Source organism: Nitrospirota bacterium (assembly GCA_035516965.1).
Classification (GTDB): Bacteria; Nitrospirota; UBA9217; order UBA9217; family UBA9217; genus MHEA01.
In genome coordinates, this window is record DATIZR010000010.1 from 1 (window position 1) to 15,694 (window position 15,694).

Consider the following 15,694-nt stretch of genomic DNA (forward strand, 5'->3'; position numbering starts at 1 on the left):
TCGCCAAGGGGCTCATAACCGCCCTGATCACCAGGCTGTTTGTCATCAGTAAGGATACCTTGCTGAGCATGCCTGCCTTTGCCGCGAGCTACTATTGGTTCAAGGACAAGAAGGATTGGCTCTATGCGGAACTCAACAGAATGCCGGCATGGCTGGCGGCTAAAAGAACTCTCGCCGATCTGAGGCGGCGCATAAAAGAGAAACTTCACTCTTTGCGGGCGGACCGCTGAAGGCGGCACAAGGAAGCGGTTTCATCGTCTCATGCCGGAGAAACCACGGCGGAAGTCAGAGGAATGGCTGTCACGGCCTCGTTGATTCGGTGATCGATCCGAAGGCGCTCCTGCCCGCATTGCTGAAGCCTGCGGTAAAATAGAGCGTTGTTGCGGGCCCGGCAGTGCCGTCGTTACCGAAGCCGAGGCCATGAAGGCCCGGTACGACAAGGGGATAGCCGTCAGCGCCGGGCAGGTACCCGAGGAATTCACCCGTCAGGGGATCGAAGGAAGCGATCAAGCCGCTTCCGGCATTGCCGACAAGCAGACGCAGGCCGAAATCTCCGAAACGGGAGGGTGCGAGCGCGACACCCCACGGAGCGTCAAACCAGGGCCCGTGCTGGAAGCGAAGGACAAGGTTGCCTTCCGGATCGAAGGCGTCAACGTAGCCCGATCCCTCTCCCGCGGCAGCGATCACGCCGCCCTGCAGGGGCGCGGCAAAGGTCACATACAGGATCCCGTCGATGTTCTGAATATTATAGGGCGAATAGCCGTCAGGGATGCGTGGATCAGTGAAGGCGTTGTCGCTCAAGCGAACAGCGGAAAAGTCCGTCCCGTAGGTCTCGACCCGACCCTGATTGAAGTTCGTGACATAGAGCAGGTTCCCGCCGTCCAGCGCGATCGTTGCGCCGGTATAGACAGCCTCGGGCGAGTTGTCGACGAGGAGCGCGGCACCGTATTTATCAACGGCGCTGCTCCAGCCCGCAATTGTTCCGTCGAGCGTCGCTGCCAAAAGCCGGGCCGGTCCGCCGGGGGCGAGATTAAAATCGTTCGTGCTGTTGAACACAATGCCCGTAGGCCTCGCATTGTCATAGACTCCGCCGGGGTTCACGGGAACAGTAAGCACACGCGGGGACAAACCCGGAAACGCTGTGCCGTCTCCGCCGTAAAGCGTCACGCGGCCCTTTCCCTCATTGGCAACCCACCACGGCCCTCCGGGAACGCTCGCCAGGCCCCAGGGATTCACGAGGCTCGAATCCGTGGTCTCCGTCCGCCCCGGTACATTCGAGACCAGTTCCATAGCCTCATAGGATGACCGCTCATCCTGCGCCGAGGCCGAGAGGCTCCCGATCAGCAGAGCGCTTCCAAGAAGCGCCACGAAGGAAAGAGAAACACGTCTGGCCAGATCCGATCGCGCCCAAGGTTTCTGTTCGGATATCCGCCACATAGTTTTTTCTCTTACCTACCCTGAAATAATTATACCGCCCTGCTGAGCTTTATTAAATAACCCATAAGTAGGAGGGAAAGGAGTCCGACAGGAACTTCCAGAAAAACGCTCCTCGGTGATCATTCCGGGGTTGGACACGGGATCAAGTCGCTTTTTTGTTATATCCTGGATTCCTGCCCTCGCAGGAATGACGAACCAGAGGGTGCAGACTATTATGAGACCGTTGATAACGGGAGGATACTTCAGGATCAACGAGGTACTAGGTAACCGGACTGCTGGGAACGGGGTGAACAAAAGACACTGGGCGGCCTGCTAACGGCATGAGCCGGCCCTTCTGTGATAAAATCACAGACAGGCCACGCGTGAGGCGCTCATTTCTTATGCTATAAAAGAACAGGGATAAGCGATGTGGGTATCAATTCCCTCAACCCGATCTCCGCTTTGGACATCGTAAGGCCGTCCTGAACAACAAGGGAGGCAACTATGGCGAACTCTTCCCGGCATCTGTATCTTCGTACGGCTCTCTTCACGACGGCTTCAGGTCTGCTGATCCTCGGTTCTGGATTCTGGCAAAGGGCCGACTGGGCAAAAGCGATATGGCCGTGGCCGGATGGCCCCTTGAGTTACCTGTTCATTGCATCCATGCTGCTCGCGGAAGGCTCCACGATGGCATGGGCATGTGCGACCATGGAGCTCAATGCCGTACGGGGCGGATCGCTCGGGTTTGCCGCCCTGAATGCCGGCATGCTGATGTATACCCTGCACCTCTTCGGTAAGCGCGGCCAGCCGCTCCTGCTCGGCTGGGCAGCCGTGTGCGGGATCCTCGCCATGGGTGCGCTGGCCCTTTTCGCCATCGGCTCCCGCTACGAAATCCGTGATGCCCGGCCCGCTCCGCCTGTCGTGCGGACTTCCTTCCTGGTCTTTTCGGCCGCGCTATTCACCGCGACAGCAATGCTGATTGCACGGAGGCCGATCGTGTTCCCGTGGCCGCTGAATCCCGACAGCTCGGTCATGTTCGGCTTCCTGTTTCTCGCTTCGGCGATTTACTTTTTTGACGGCTGGCTCAGGCCGAGCGCTGCCAACTCGTTCGGACAACTGCTGGGCTTCCTCGTCTACGATATGGTCCTCATTCCTCCCTATCTTCATCACTGGAGCAAAACCCGGGGAGGGTTCCGCGTCAGCATGGCCATTTACCTGATCGTGCTCTTCTGGAGCGCGGCGCTCGCTCTCTGGTTCTGGATTCGGTATGGACTTCTCAAGGACAGAACGGCCTGATGGCTGGCGCGCGGGGGCCTTCGTTTGAAAAATTCGTCATGAAATGCCTCACGGCAATTATTGATGAGTGTCACCCACTCGAGCGTGCACAACGGTGAGTGCACGCGGTAGTATGTCCCCTATTCGGATACATTCACTGCGAAGGTTATGGTCCAAAAGAAAATGACGAGAGAGGCCGACCCCTGCAGAAACTGGCCGAGGGTTAGTGAGTCCGGGGAGGTGTTCAGCAATCCTGCCGGGTAAACCCAATAAGCCAGCGGCAAGCCAATGACCAGTATGATAATTCGTATGACTCGTATTTTCCGTGTGCTCATGGAGTTCTTCTTCTTTCCTGATTTAAAGTGTATCACTGCTCATTCCCGTTGAGAAGAGGAAGGCTTGGTGGCCCGTCGGGGCGAACGTGGAGGGAAACGTGGAGGGAGATGATCCTATGCGATGGGCTGTGCTTGTCATTTTTGGAACGATCAGTCTGGTTTTGTTCGTAGGCGGCGCCAGGTGGGGGCTGGAAAACTACCCGGTCTACCGGGACAGCGTATCGACACGGGGCACGGTCGTTGATCTGTACGAGGACAAGGGCGGCAAAAGCTCCGATGTCGTTTATTACCCTGTCGTCGAATTTTTGATCGGCAGCAATGCAAAGGTGCGCTTTCGAGACGGGACCGGGGCCTTTGGGGCACCCGCGTACGAGGCGGGTGCATCGGTGAATGTCCTCTATGATCCCGGGCACCCGGCAGATGCCAGGATAGGCAGCTTTATGCAGCTGTGGTCGGGGCCCCTGACGGTAGGGGGTATCGGCCTCGTCCTTCTGTTTCTGACGCTGTTGCTCTTTGTGAAGATCGGGCGTTTTGAAAAAGGTCTTAAAGCGCTTGGATCCGGAAAAAGTGGATAGAGCGCGACGGAGAAGATCTGCCGGACTCCGGAAGTACCAAAAAAAGAGGGACGATGGCTGCGGGACGCAGATCCTTGCTCCGGACCTCGTCCCTCAGCCGTCGCCCCCCGTTGATGGTCAGCTTTCCTCCCTGCTTACGCGATGTCCGCCGCCGCGAAGGTGATCTCGTCGCGGAATGTCTTGATGAGATAGACAACCTTCATGATCTCCGGATCCTTGACATTCACCATGGCCGCGTGCAGCCCGGCGCCAGCGAGGTAGGACAGGTATGCGGAAGCGACGCCGGACTTGATATTCTTCGGAAGCCCGGTCGTGACGTTCGAGATCCAGACCGCGGTGTTGATCGGCGGGTCCACCATCTGGTTCAGCACCATGATGCACTCGTGCGCGTTCATGAGATGCTCCTGGCCCATGCCCTTGCCGATATGAACGACCGAGGGATCGGCAAAGAGCCGCTCGTTCGGGATGTCCGCCGCGTTCGCCTTCTCGATGAGGTCCTCGATGATCATGAGCTTGGCCTCGAGCGTCGTCGGCACGGTTCCCCTGACAGCGCGGATGATCAGATTCGATTTGGTGTCGCGGACCAGGCTAAAGAACTCGTCGGGGTTCTTTTCGTCCGCCGAAAGGTAGTTGATGATCGGCGGCTCCTTGCAGAGGGGAACGGCCTTCCGGAGCGCCTTCACGTTCCTCGAGTCCAGGCAGAGGGGGAGGTCAACCGCGCCCTGCACGGCCTTCACTACCAGGGGGAGCAGTTCCTCGTCCCCGCTGCCGTCGATCGACACTTGCACATTGATCATGTCCGCGCCCCGGGACGCCAGGTCCTTCGCCATGGCCGCGATCGCCTTCTCATCCTTCTTCCTGACAGCCTCTCCAAATGCTGCATTTCTGACGCTCAGATTGTCCGCAATTACAAGCATGCCGGCCTCCTCTTGATGATCGATCGAAATTTTAATTAATTTTAGGACGTCCCTGGCGGGTAATCCCTTTGTATTCGCTTCATGTATTATAGCACAGGGAGGGGCGCGAGGGAAATGGGATAGTGAAGGGGCGAATTGACCGGGACGGGCCGTGATCAACAAGACAGCATGCGTCCGCCGCAGGGGCTGTTCGTCCTTGACCAGCGAGGAGTCATCCGATATAGTACCTCCATGCGCATCGAAAAGCTCGGCATCGGACACAAGGACCTTCTCTTCTCCCGGCTCAAGGGAACGAATACAAAGCTCTCCGAGTACACTTTTGCGAACCTCTACCTCTTCCGGGCGAATCATGATTACGAGGTGATCGTGGACCGGGAGATTTTCATCCGGGGGAGGTCCTACGACGGCCGCATCTATCTCATGCCGACCATGGACGTGCGCGCGATCGACAGTGCCTACCTGAAGGAAATGATGAGGGGCGCCGAGTGCCTGTTCCCGTTGCCCGAGGAATGGCTCGGCGTGTTCAATGCCGATGAGTTCGAAATCGACTTCAACGCGGGCGACGCCGATTACGTCTACACCGTGGAGAAGATGAGCACCTACCGGGGCAGGCACCTGCACAAGAAGCGAAACCTGCTGAAGCAGTTCCTCGAGAGCTACACCCCCGATGCTCGGCCGCTGACCGCGGACCGGCTCGACGAAGCGCGGTTCATCCTGAAGGAATGGCTGGCCACGGCCGGGGGCAGGGAGGAAGGCACCGACTACGGCCCCTGCCTCGAGGCGCTCGACCGGTACGATGAGCTGGTGCTGTGCGGAGGCATCTACTATGCTGACCAGGAGCCGGCGGGGTTCCTGCTGGGCGAGGAACTGGACAGCGACACTTTCGTGCTCCATTTCGCCAAGGCGAGGACCACGTTCAAGGGTGTTTACCAGTACCTGTTCAACAATTTCGCGAAGGTCCTTCCGCCGAAATATAAATATCTGAACCTCGAGCAGGACCTGGAGAAGGAGAACCTGCGCGTTTTCAAGTCTTCCTATGTGCCGGATGTTCTGCTCAAGAAGGCGCGGGTGCGGCTGAAGAAATAGCCCTTGCCTCGCGGGTGGTTCCCTGAAACGCTCCGTGTTATGACCCCGGGACCGGAACGGGGTCCGGGGAGCAGTAATTGGCTGTTGATAGAATGCGTTTTTTTTCTTAGTATGAAAACCGGAGAAGCAAGTATTGAACCACGGAAGGCGGAGAAGGGGGTGCTGTGATCTTAACCGACTTCGTGATGAGAACATTCTTGAAAAGAGGATGTCTCTGTGTACTCTGTGACTAATTCTTGGCACTACGCTGCGTGAAGCGGGGGAGGATGCATGAGTCTGTCAGAGAACGAACAGAAGCGCTATACCCGGCAGATGATGATCGAAGGCTGGGGTGAAGAGACCCAGAAGAAGCTCAAGCGATCGACGGTGTTCATCGCCGGCGCCGGCGGGCTCGGTTCGCCGGTGTCGATCTATCTTGCGGTGGCCGGCGTGGGGAACATCCGTATCTGCGATTTCGACTCGCCCGACTGGTCGAATCTGAACCGCCAGATCCTGCATGATCATTCGCGGATCGGCACGAACAAGGCGGTCTCGGCCAGGATGACGCTGGAACGGCTCAACCCGGACATCACGGTGACGGCGATCACCGACAAGATCGTGGCGGAGAATGTGGATGCCCTTGTCGGGGACTCGGCGATCATCCTCGACTGCATGGACAATTTTCCGACCCGCTTCCTGCTGAACGAGTGCGCGATCAGGAAGAAGATCCCCCTCGTGTTCGGCAGCATCTGGGGCATTGACGGAAGGCTCTCGTTCATCCAGTCCCCGGAAACGCCGTGCCTGCGCTGCATCTTTCCCGAGGCGCCGCCGAAGGAGGTATTCCCCGTTGTCGGCGCGACGCCGGCGGTGATCGGTTCGCTCCAGGCGCTCGAAGCGCTCAAGTACCTGTCCGGCACGGGTCCGAACATCAAGGGGCAGCTTCTGGTCTGGGAGGGCTCCACGACGGACTTCAGGAAGTTCAAGATCCGCAAGGACCCGGAATGTCCCACCTGCGGCACCCGCTGACGGACTTGCTTAATCGTCGTGACCGGCTATACGTGACCGCGCCTCGGGAAGCGGGAGCGTGAAAGCTCGCTATGAGCATTGGCGTGAAGCAGGAGAGCCCGTTGTTCGCGTCAATCACCCGTTGAGAATAAACGCCGTTCTCTCGAAGGGGACCTGAAAAGCGGAGTGTTTTCGCCTGTTTGACACCTGTATCTTTCTGTGCTACCTTTAAATTAAAGACAAAGGACGAAAAAGAGAGCATTTGGAGGTGCCCTTATGAGACTTCCCCTGCAGGTGACGTTCAGAAATTTCCCTCCCTCAGAAGCAATCGAGACTCAAATCAGTGAAAAAGCTACAAAACTGGACCAGTTCTTCGACCGTATCATGAGCTGCCGCGTCGTGGTTGACGAGACCCAAAAGCGGCACCGCCAGGGCAAGCTCTACGGTGTACGGATCGACATCACGGTGCCGGGTAAAGAGATCGCCGTTACGCGCGAGGAGAACATCGACGTCTATGTTGCGGTTCGCGACGCCTTTGACGCGGCATACCGGATCCTCGAAGAGCTGAGACGGCGCGAGTGGGGCGCGGTCAAGGCCCATGGCGAGGTCCCGTTCGGTCGCATCGCGCGGATCTTCCCGGATGAGAACTATGGATTCATCCAGACGCCGGACGAGCGCGAGATATATTTCCACGGCAACAGCGTGCTGAACAGCGATTTCAGCAGCCTGAAGGTGGGCATGCCGGTGTCCTATCGCGAGGAGCAGGGCGTGGAAGGCCCGCAAGCCCTGCGCGTGGCGGTCAAGCGCGCGGCGTAAGCAGAAACACAACCGATAGCGATGAGGGGAAAAACACGAAGATTCCCCGTCCTTTCCTCTCATCAGTTGCTCTGCGGATACCTCCGTCCCTAAGATACGCGGCCGTCCGGTCTCCTCCGCCCCCCTCGCGTGTTTTGTAGCTCTCCCTTTGCTGCGGAATGCCTGTCGCAATGGAGAGAAGGTGTGCTCCCCGCGTCTCTCTGCGGCGAAAAGAATCATATGCTCAGAGCGTGAACGGATTCGGGTTCTGCTTCATGGAAGATACGACAGACAACCAGGAACTCCATCATGAGATCTTCGGCTCCATTCTCGACAGGACCGAAATGACGCCGTTCCTGCTTTTGCCCGCCCGCGATTACGCCACCTCCCTCAGGCAGGCTTCCCGGATGATGGCCAATCGCGGCTTCGATGCGCAGGGCAGCGACGAACTGCGCGCGAGCGAGCGCGAGCGTGCACAGCATTACGTCCGGCGCGCCTATTCCTATCTGTTCAACGGACTCTTTCCTTTTGTGACAAAGCAGCTGGAGCGGCTTGCCGCCCTGCGGTCCCCGAACGAAGCGCTGTACCAAAGCTGCCTGCGCGGCATCGACGCGGCGTCGTCGGTCCTGCAGGACCGGACGTTCCGGCGCGTCGTGGATGAAGATCCCCGCCACCTGCTCCTGCTCGCCTCATCCCGAAAGTACCCCTTTGTATTCTCCGGATATCACGGGAAGTCCCCGGAGTTGACGGCGGAGTGGCAACTGGCCGCATGCGCCGTGCTCAAGATGTGCCATCTGATCAAGTCCGTCGAGGAGGACAGTCAGGATATCAACGATTATGCCCAGCTCGGGTTCTTCCTGGAGGGCCAGGGTCAGAGCCTCGATGATCTCTTCCATTACGATTGGGAGCATCCGGCGCATATCCCCGATAATGAGCCGGCCCAGCGGGCCTTCGTCAAGGTCTCCTCATTCTTTCACCGGCTGCGGGAATCGCTGGCCTTCGAAAGGTCGAAGGGTTGCCTGGTCTTTAACAGCGGTGACGGCGTTGATGTGGAAATAGCGGAGGTCAAGGCACGGCTCAAGAGCCCGGAAAGCATGGTCACGAAGCTGGGGAAGAACGTGGAAGGGGAGGCCTATGACATCAGGGACATCCTTGCGATCACCTTCATCCTGAAAAGCATGGACGATACGCTCAAGCTCTTTCATGCACTCCAGAAGCGCGGGGTGATCCTTCAGGAGAACACCGCCTCACACTCCATCACCCAAACACTCTTCGACGACCCGGAAAGCATGCGGGAAGCGGTGCGGAGACTGATGATCAGCCTCTCCCGGGGCAGGGGGCGAAACGAGTCCCCCGGGGAGGACGTGCTGCTTGCGAACGCTCAAAAGTTCTTTGACGCACTCGGCAGGAACGCGGATACGAACCTGCATTCCTCGCGCGGCCACAGGAAGTTCCAGTGCAAGATCGCCTTTTCCCTGCCGATCCACCGCGTGAGGCAGACCAACGAGATCATGATCCCCGGCACGCCGCTTTTTGCGGGCAGAGACCGCGTCGCCAAGAAAACCGAGCAGCACACGCTGGGCGTGGAGCTTCGCATCTCCGACGTGGAGAGCTGGCGAGCCTCGGAGCGAACGGGCGACTCGCACCACGATGCGTACAAGTTCCGCCAGCTTGTCTCCGTGATGAACCGGGTCTTCAGGAACTTGTTCTCTCTTCCGGAAGCGAGCTTCCCCCAACTGCGGAAGGACCAGGCAGTCCTGTTTCCCTGATCTCGCGCGGAGCGAGGCCGCACCGGTTGCCCTCGTTCGAGGCTTTGCGCCTCCGCGAGATAAGATTTTCCCTCTTGGTTTTTCACGCCTCCTTCGGTATAGTATCGTCCATGTCATCAGCCCGGCGGGACAGGCCCATCAAAAAAGACGTCATCATCATCGGCGCGGGCGCGTCTGGGCTTTTCTGCGCGACTGAGTGCGGCAAGCGCGGCCGGTCCGTTCTCGTGCTCGACCACGCTGACCGCATCTGCTCCAAGGTGCTCATTTCCGGCGGCGGTCGGTGCAATTTCACGAACCTTTCCGTCACGCCGGAGCACTATCTTTCCGGGAACCCCCATTTCTGCCGGTCCGCGCTTGCGCGTTTCACGCCCCAGGACGTGCTCGCGCTGCTGAGGAAGCACGGCGTCGCCTATTACGAAAAGGAGGCGGGCCAGCTGTTCTGTCTCCGGAGCTCCCGGGAGATCGTCAATTTGCTGCAGAGCGAGTGCAGCGAGGCCCGCGTCGAGATCCGGCTGAAGCACCGCATCATGAAGGTCCACAAAGAGGACGCCTTTCTTGTCGCGACGGACCAGGGAGCGTTTTGCTCCGACAGCCTTGTGGTGGCCACGGGAGGGCTTTCCTATCATGAACTCGGCGCGAGTGGCCTCGGCCATGCCCTTGCCCGGCAGTTCGGGCTCTCGGTAACGGAACTGAAGCCGGGTCTCGTGCCGTTCACGTTCACTTCCGCTGATCAAAAAGCCTTTCACGGGCTCGCCGGCATCTCGCTTAATGCATCGGTCACCTGCGGGGGAAGGACGTTCGCGGGCATGCTCCTGTTCACGCACCGCGGCTTGAGCGGGCCTGTTGTGCTCCAGGCCTCGTCCTACTGGAAGAAGGGCATGCCACTCGTGATTGATCTCTTCCCGGGCATCGATATCGGCGGAGTCCTTCTTGCGGAGCGAAGAAGCAGGATGGAGCTCAAGACATTCCTCGGACGATATTTTCCGAAGCGTTTCGCGGATACCTGGTGTGAAGTCAATTCGCCGTCAAAGCCGCTCATCCAGTATTCGGACAAGGACCTTCGCAGGATAGAAGAGCTGCTGCATCGATGGCAGATCGCGCCCCACGGGACCGAGGGCTTCGCACGGGCAGAGGTCACCGTGGGCGGAGTGGATACGGAAGGCGTTTCATCGAAGACCATGGAGGCGAAAACAACGAAGGGATTGTTCTTTGTCGGCGAGGTGCTGGACGTGAACGGTCATCTTGGAGGGTACAATCTGCACTGGGCCTGGGCATCGGGCCATGCGGCAGGACAGTACGCTTAGTAAGGTTGGCGAAGCGCGCGACGCGGAGACGGGGTAAAGACGCTTATGCCTTCAGCATCTCTTCGATCGTGATCCTGACGGAATCGCCGAGCGAGGCAAGGTCATACCCGCCCTCGAGGGTGAAGATGACGGGCTCCTTCGTGCACCTGACGATGCTCTGGACAATGGCTCGGATGCCCTCATGGGATACCCGGATGTTCGCGTGGGGGTCGTTCACATGGATATCGTACCCGGCGGACACGAGCACGATGTCGGGCGAAAAGCGCTGCAGAACCCCGGGGAGGATGTCCTGGTACACCGTAAGGAAGTCCTTGTTCCCGGAGCCCGCAAGGATCGGCACGTTGTACGTGTAGCCCAGGCCCCTTCCCCTTCCGCGCTCCATGTCCTTCCCCGTGTCGGGGTAGTAGGGGTGCTGGTGGGTGCTGAAATAGAAGACCGAATCGTCTTCCTCAAAGATGTGCTGGGTGCCGTTGCCGTGATGGGCGTCGAAGTCGATGATGAACACCTTTTCGTAGCCACGCGTCTGCGCGTACCGGGCGCCCACGGCGACGTTGTTGATGATGCAGAAACCCATGGCCTGTCCTGCCTCGGCATGGTGGCCCGGCGGACGCACGGCGCAGAAGGCGCTTTCGATCTCCCCCTGCCGGCATTGGTCCACTGCTTCCATCACCGCTCCCGCCGCGTGCAGGGCCGCCTCGTAGCTGTCCTCGGAGAGGTGGGTGTCAGGGTCCAGTTCCGCTGCCCCGCAGGTCCTGATCTTCTCCAGATAAGCGGGAGCATGGACGCGGGCGATGTCGTCGTGGGAGGCGCGGCGCGGTTTTGCATGGGTCAATTTGTTCCAGAGGCCGGAAGCCTTGAGCGTGACGATGATGCTGATCAGGCGCTCCTTGCTGTCGGGATGCCAATCCGGCGGCTCGTGGCGCAGAAAGACTTCGTCGTAAACAAAGCCGACCTTTTTCATAAAAGAATTATACCCTGCCAAAAATCCATTTTCAGCAACTAATTCTCATTTTTCTGCTTTTTATCGTTAATGACGCTTGTCCGACTACCGTCCGAATGTATTCATAATAAGCTCATTAAAGAACGGCATCAACGATCCGGGTTGACACCTCTTCGTGCGTGAAGCCGCTGCACTTGATCGTAATGTCCGCATACTTCTGATACAGGGGACGCCGCTCGCCAAACAACTCAGAGAACGACTGATCAATCCTCTTGGCGAGGCCCCGCGAACCGAAGTCCTTAACCCGCGATTCCAAGGTTTTAAGATCTGCATCAAGGAATACAACAATCCCCCCGACCTTCAAGTGGTCCATCGCAGCCCGACTGTAGACCGCACTCCCGCCTGTTGCAATGACGTGATGCGTGACCGCGAGCTTGATTAAAATCTCTTCCTCGATTCTGCGCAGGGCAAGGTAACCGTCCGTATCCACGATCTCCTGGAGCGACCGTCCTTGAGATCGCTGGATCAGCACGTCGGTATCGATGAAATCGAGAGACAGCTGCTTCGCAAGGATCACACCGACGGTGCTCTTGCCCGAGCCCGGCATGCCGATGAGGATGATGTTCTTTGCCAATCTGCTTGGAGATGAACACTTCACCATGTTGCTCCCTGCACAACTGTCTTAAAGCTATCAGACGATTTCTCTGAGAAGAAAGATTTCCTCTCAGAGAGAAAGGGAAACTGAAGACCGACAAAGTCGGCCATCATTATGCAACTTTATGATATACATTGAAAATACCCGAAAAGAGCCCAGTTTATAGTTGTGCGTATCCGCTTTTTCTGATACTTTAGAAGCCACGCTCATGCTATCTGACAAGGAGGTCTTGTAGGATGAAAAAAACGACATATCTGATCTTTCTCTTGATGTTGTTTCCCTCCTTCGCAGCTGCCGAGGTTGATCTACGGATCAAAGGAGGCATTACGCACCTGAGTACTTCAGAGATCGGCAGCAATGTGCAGCTGGAATTCGATATCATTCCGATGGGCCAATCGACGGTCAGTCCTCTCATTGCGGCCGGCTATTTCGACAGGACCCATTCCAAAAAAATCGCGACCCTCCCGGTCCCGGGAAGCAAGGACAACAGCAGCACCATTGATTACGACGCCTCAGGCCTGCTCGGCGCGGTTGGGATCAGGGTAAAGACAGGTGAGCATGGCCAGCTGGAAAGCAAGGTGGAGTTCAGCCAGGGTAAAGGAAAGCCGAACATTTCAACGATCCCGGGTAGTATAAATCAGCCGCAGGAGGACTCCTATACGGCAACTGCTTTCATCCTGGGCTACTATTATACGTTCAGCCGACCCGGCGTCCAACTCGGCATCGAAGTCGGAACGCAGTCCTTTGACGGCAAGTATAAAGTGAATATGTTCGGGCAGTCGGGAAAGATAAGCGGTAGCGCTGGCATAGCCAACATTACCCTCGGCTTTCGTTTTTGATCTTTCGACGCCGACACTGACCTCATTTTTTGTCCACCTGAGGAACAGCCATGGCGTGCCATGGCGTGGTAATCGGTCTACTCCTATCTTCGTTTCCCTTCCTGTAGGCAAGTGCAGAAACTGCTGACGCTGCTTTCGATTACATAAACTCTTCATAATAGTCCAGGTCCTTGTGGAACGTCTCTTCAAGCGAAGCAAGGGCGAAGAATCCCGCCACGACGCAGATCGCGCCGACCGCAAGCGCTCCGCCCTGGAGGCCGAGGTGCTGGCGGAAATACTGGAACAGGAGCGTGATGGGCACGACCATGCCGCGCACGAAGTTGGGGACCGTCGTTGCCACGGTCGCGCGCAGGTTCGTTCCGAACTGCTCAGCGGCAACGGTCACGAAGATCGCCCAGTAGCCGGAAGCGAAGCCGAGCAGGAGGCAGACGCCGTAGAAAAAGCCAGGGCTTTGGGCTCCCTGCAGGAAGTAGAGGCCGATCCCGGCGATCGTCAGTACCATGTAGAGAAGGACGACCTTTTTTCTGCTCCTCAGAGCCTGGCTCAGAAGCCCGCTCGAGAGATCGCCGAAGACAAGGCCCAAATAGCAGAACATGACCGCGTTCCCGGCAGAGATCGGGCCACTCGTGCCGAGGACCTTGGCGAACTCGGGAGAGAACGTGATCAGGATGCCGACGACGAACCAGATCGGGATGCCGATCAGGATGGAGCTGAGGTAGCGCCGGAACCGGCCGCGATCGGTAAAAAGAGCGAAAAAATTGCCCCGTTCGGCCATCTGCTTCTCGTCCATGGCCCGGAACATGCCCGATTCAGCCACGCTGATCCGGGTAATGAGGAGCAGCAGGCCGAGCACGCCGCCGATGATGAAGGCCGCGCGCCAGTCATAGGCGTTGGCGATGAGGTTCGCGAGGATGGCGCCTGACACGCCCACGGAAGCCACCAGCATGGTGCCGTAGCCCCGGACGCTTTTGTGCAGGACCTCGGACACGAGCGTGATGCCTGCGCCGAGCTCGCCCGCCAGGCCGATCCCGGCGACGAAGCGGAGGCCGGCATAGACCGGGAGGGAGTGGGCCATGCCGTTCGCCATGTTCGCGAGGGAGTAGAGGAAGATGGAGCCGAACATGATCTTGAGCCGGCCCTTGCGGTCTCCCAGGATGCCCCAGATGATCCCGCCAATCAGCATGCCGGCCATCTGCATATTCAAGAGGAACACACCCGAGTCGATCAGCTCCTGGCCGGAAAGACCGAGGGACTTGAGGCTTGGCACGCGGACGATGCTGAAGAGCACGAGATCATAAATATCGACGAAGTAGCCGAGGGCTGCTACGATGACGGGAAGGGAGAAAACGAGACGGGGGCTGGCGGTACGATGTTCCACGGGTCCTCCTGGCGAGGCGCTGATACGCCGCGATTTTTTCAGACTCTAGCAAAAAGGCGCGGTCTTTTCAAGAGAAATGCAGGCGGGGAGGGTGCGACGCGCGCATCACGGGCTTGGGACGACGGGAGGTTCCTTCCTTGTCAGGGGAAGCGTGAACGTGAAGGTACTGCCCTTTCCCTGTTCGCTCTCGGCCCAGATCCTTCCGCCGTGGTTTTCGATGATCTGGCGCGCGATTGCGAGGCCGAGCCCGGCGCCGGACGTTGCGTCGGTCAGCTCGCCGCCGGAGCGTCGGAACTTCTCGAAGATCAGCTCCAGGTCCTCTGCGGGAATGCCGACACCCGTGTCGGAGATCCGGACAGCGACCTGTTCCGCGTGCGCTGACTCACTGGACACCGAGACATGGATCACGCCTCCCGGAGGCGTGAATTTCGCTGCATTGGTCAGTAGGTTTGTTACGACCTGGACGATGCGGTCCCGGTCCGCGGCTACGGCCGGGAGCGACGGCGGGAACTCGGTAGTCAGGTTGATGCCCTTGTTCTCGAACAGGAGCCCCATGCTGGTGATTGATTCGAGGACCGCGGCTTTCAGACAGACCTGCTCGACCCGCCAGCTCATCGAACCCGACTCGATCCGGGCAAGATCAAGCAGGTCTGTTATCAGGCGCTTCAGCCGGTCGCACTCGAGATTGATGGTATTGACGAATTTCGACCGCTGTTCCAGGCTCATATCGGGCCTCATCATGATCAGCTCTGCAAAGGCCTTGATGGTCGTCAGCGGCGTGCGCAGGTCGTGGGAGACTACGGAGATGAAGTCGGATTTCATCCTGTCCAGGACCTGGAGCTTCCGGTTCGCCTCCTGGAGCTGGGCAATGAGCTTTTCCCGGTCCTCCTCCGTCCGTTTCCGGTCGGTGACGTCGTTCACCATGCAGACCGTTGCGAGCGCTTCCCCGGCAGGGTTCCGCATGATGGACGTGGACAGGCTGAGCGTGCGGCGTGAGCCGTCCCCTCGGACATCATTCACTTCGAAGTTGTGGACCGTCCCGCTTTGGACGACCGACTCCAGGAATTCGGCAAAGGATTGGCTGTTGGTCATGCCGCTCATCGGCCGTCTGCCGACGAGGTCCTGCTCCCGGCAGCTGAAGAGGCCGCAGGCTGCCTGATTCACCAGCCGCACGACGCCGTCCGGGTCGAGTACGATCAGGCCGTCGTTCATGGCACGGGTGATCTCCCTGGCCGCGAATGCCGGCGTTATCGTCTTGAAGCGGTAGCGCGTGATCGATCGGGCCGCGATAACAACGAACAGAAAAATGGGAATGTAGCCGAAGGGATGCCAGTCAATGCCGAAGGCGGGGACGAAATCCAGAGCCGCCAGATAGGCCAGGGAAAAGGTAGACAGCAGAATGCGCGCGCGAGCAAGCTGGGCGGTG

At 58.5% G+C, this 15,694-nt stretch carries 15 protein-coding genes; 9 read left to right on the forward strand and 6 right to left on the reverse strand.

The features are described 5' to 3' along the window. Window positions 1-230, forward strand: a 230-nt coding sequence (locus VL197_00750) for a hypothetical protein (protein ID HUJ16498.1), incomplete at its 5' end; no start/stop codon positions are given. 70 nt (window positions 231-300) lie between these two features. Here the strand turns inward: VL197_00750 and VL197_00755 are convergent. After that, window positions 301-1,437 carry a TIGR03118 family protein gene (locus tag VL197_00755; GenBank protein ID HUJ16499.1) on the reverse strand — a complete coding sequence of 379 codons (1,137 nt, stop codon included), beginning with the start codon at window positions 1,435-1,437 and terminating at the stop codon, window positions 301-303. Window positions 1,438-1,920: 483 nt separating this feature from the next. On the opposite strand from VL197_00755, the gene VL197_00760 reads away from it, so the two are divergent. Beyond that, on the forward strand, window positions 1,921-2,712 hold the full coding sequence (locus tag VL197_00760) for a hypothetical protein (GenBank protein HUJ16500.1): 792 nt from the start codon (window positions 1,921-1,923) through the stop codon (window positions 2,710-2,712). Window positions 2,713-3,142: 430 nt separating this feature from the next. Then, window positions 3,143-3,601, forward strand: a complete 459-nt coding sequence (locus tag VL197_00765; GenBank protein HUJ16501.1) for a DUF3592 domain-containing protein — start codon at window positions 3,143-3,145, stop codon at window positions 3,599-3,601. Window positions 3,602-3,735: 134 nt separating this feature from the next. Here VL197_00765 and VL197_00770 read toward each other — a convergent pair whose 3' ends face one another. Then, on the reverse strand, window positions 3,736-4,518 hold the full coding sequence (locus tag VL197_00770; protein HUJ16502.1) for a dihydropteroate synthase: 783 nt from the start codon (window positions 4,516-4,518) through the stop codon (window positions 3,736-3,738). 168 nt (window positions 4,519-4,686) lie between these two features. Here VL197_00770 and VL197_00775 point away from each other — a divergent pair, with 168 nt between their 5' ends. The 5 genes from VL197_00775 to VL197_00795 all read left to right on the forward strand — a co-directional run bounded on the left by VL197_00775 (window position 4,687) and on the right by VL197_00795 (window position 10,456). Then, window positions 4,687-5,604 carry a phosphatidylglycerol lysyltransferase domain-containing protein gene (locus VL197_00775; protein HUJ16503.1) on the forward strand — a complete coding sequence of 306 codons (918 nt, stop codon included), beginning with the start codon at window positions 4,687-4,689 and terminating at the stop codon, window positions 5,602-5,604. Between the two features lie 270 nt (window positions 5,605-5,874). Continuing rightward, window positions 5,875-6,609: a HesA/MoeB/ThiF family protein gene (locus tag VL197_00780; GenBank protein HUJ16504.1), complete on the forward strand. Its 735-nt coding sequence runs from the start codon at window positions 5,875-5,877 to the stop codon at window positions 6,607-6,609. Between the two features lie 255 nt (window positions 6,610-6,864). Further along, window positions 6,865-7,404: an HPF/RaiA family ribosome-associated protein gene (locus tag VL197_00785; GenBank protein ID HUJ16505.1), complete on the forward strand. Its 540-nt coding sequence runs from the start codon at window positions 6,865-6,867 to the stop codon at window positions 7,402-7,404. Between the two features lie 254 nt (window positions 7,405-7,658). After that, window positions 7,659-9,152 (forward strand): hypothetical protein, encoded by a 1,494-nt coding sequence (locus VL197_00790; GenBank protein ID HUJ16506.1) that lies wholly within the window; start codon window positions 7,659-7,661, stop codon window positions 9,150-9,152. Between the two features lie 110 nt (window positions 9,153-9,262). Further along, window positions 9,263-10,456, forward strand: a complete 1,194-nt coding sequence (locus tag VL197_00795) for an NAD(P)/FAD-dependent oxidoreductase (GenBank protein HUJ16507.1) — start codon at window positions 9,263-9,265, stop codon at window positions 10,454-10,456. A 43-nt stretch (window positions 10,457-10,499) separates the two neighbouring features. Here the strand turns inward: VL197_00795 and VL197_00800 are convergent, their stop codons facing one another. Then, window positions 10,500-11,417 carry a histone deacetylase gene (locus VL197_00800; GenBank protein ID HUJ16508.1) on the reverse strand — a complete coding sequence of 306 codons (918 nt, stop codon included), beginning with the start codon at window positions 11,415-11,417 and terminating at the stop codon, window positions 10,500-10,502. A 115-nt stretch (window positions 11,418-11,532) separates the two neighbouring features. Then, on the reverse strand, window positions 11,533-12,057 hold the full coding sequence (locus VL197_00805; GenBank protein ID HUJ16509.1) for a shikimate kinase: 525 nt from the start codon (window positions 12,055-12,057) through the stop codon (window positions 11,533-11,535). Window positions 12,058-12,287: 230 nt separating this feature from the next. Between VL197_00805 and VL197_00810 the strand changes: the two genes are divergently transcribed. After that, complete coding sequence (locus VL197_00810; GenBank protein HUJ16510.1) at window positions 12,288-12,890, forward strand: hypothetical protein; 603 nt, start codon at window positions 12,288-12,290, stop codon at window positions 12,888-12,890. Window positions 12,891-13,029: 139 nt separating this feature from the next. Here VL197_00810 and VL197_00815 read toward each other — a convergent pair whose 3' ends face one another. Further along, window positions 13,030-14,268, reverse strand: a complete 1,239-nt coding sequence (locus VL197_00815; protein ID HUJ16511.1) for an MFS transporter — start codon at window positions 14,266-14,268, stop codon at window positions 13,030-13,032. A 105-nt stretch (window positions 14,269-14,373) separates the two neighbouring features. Further along, a partial coding sequence (locus VL197_00820) for an ATP-binding protein (protein HUJ16512.1) occupies window positions 14,374-15,694 on the reverse strand: 1,321 nt, incomplete at its 5' end.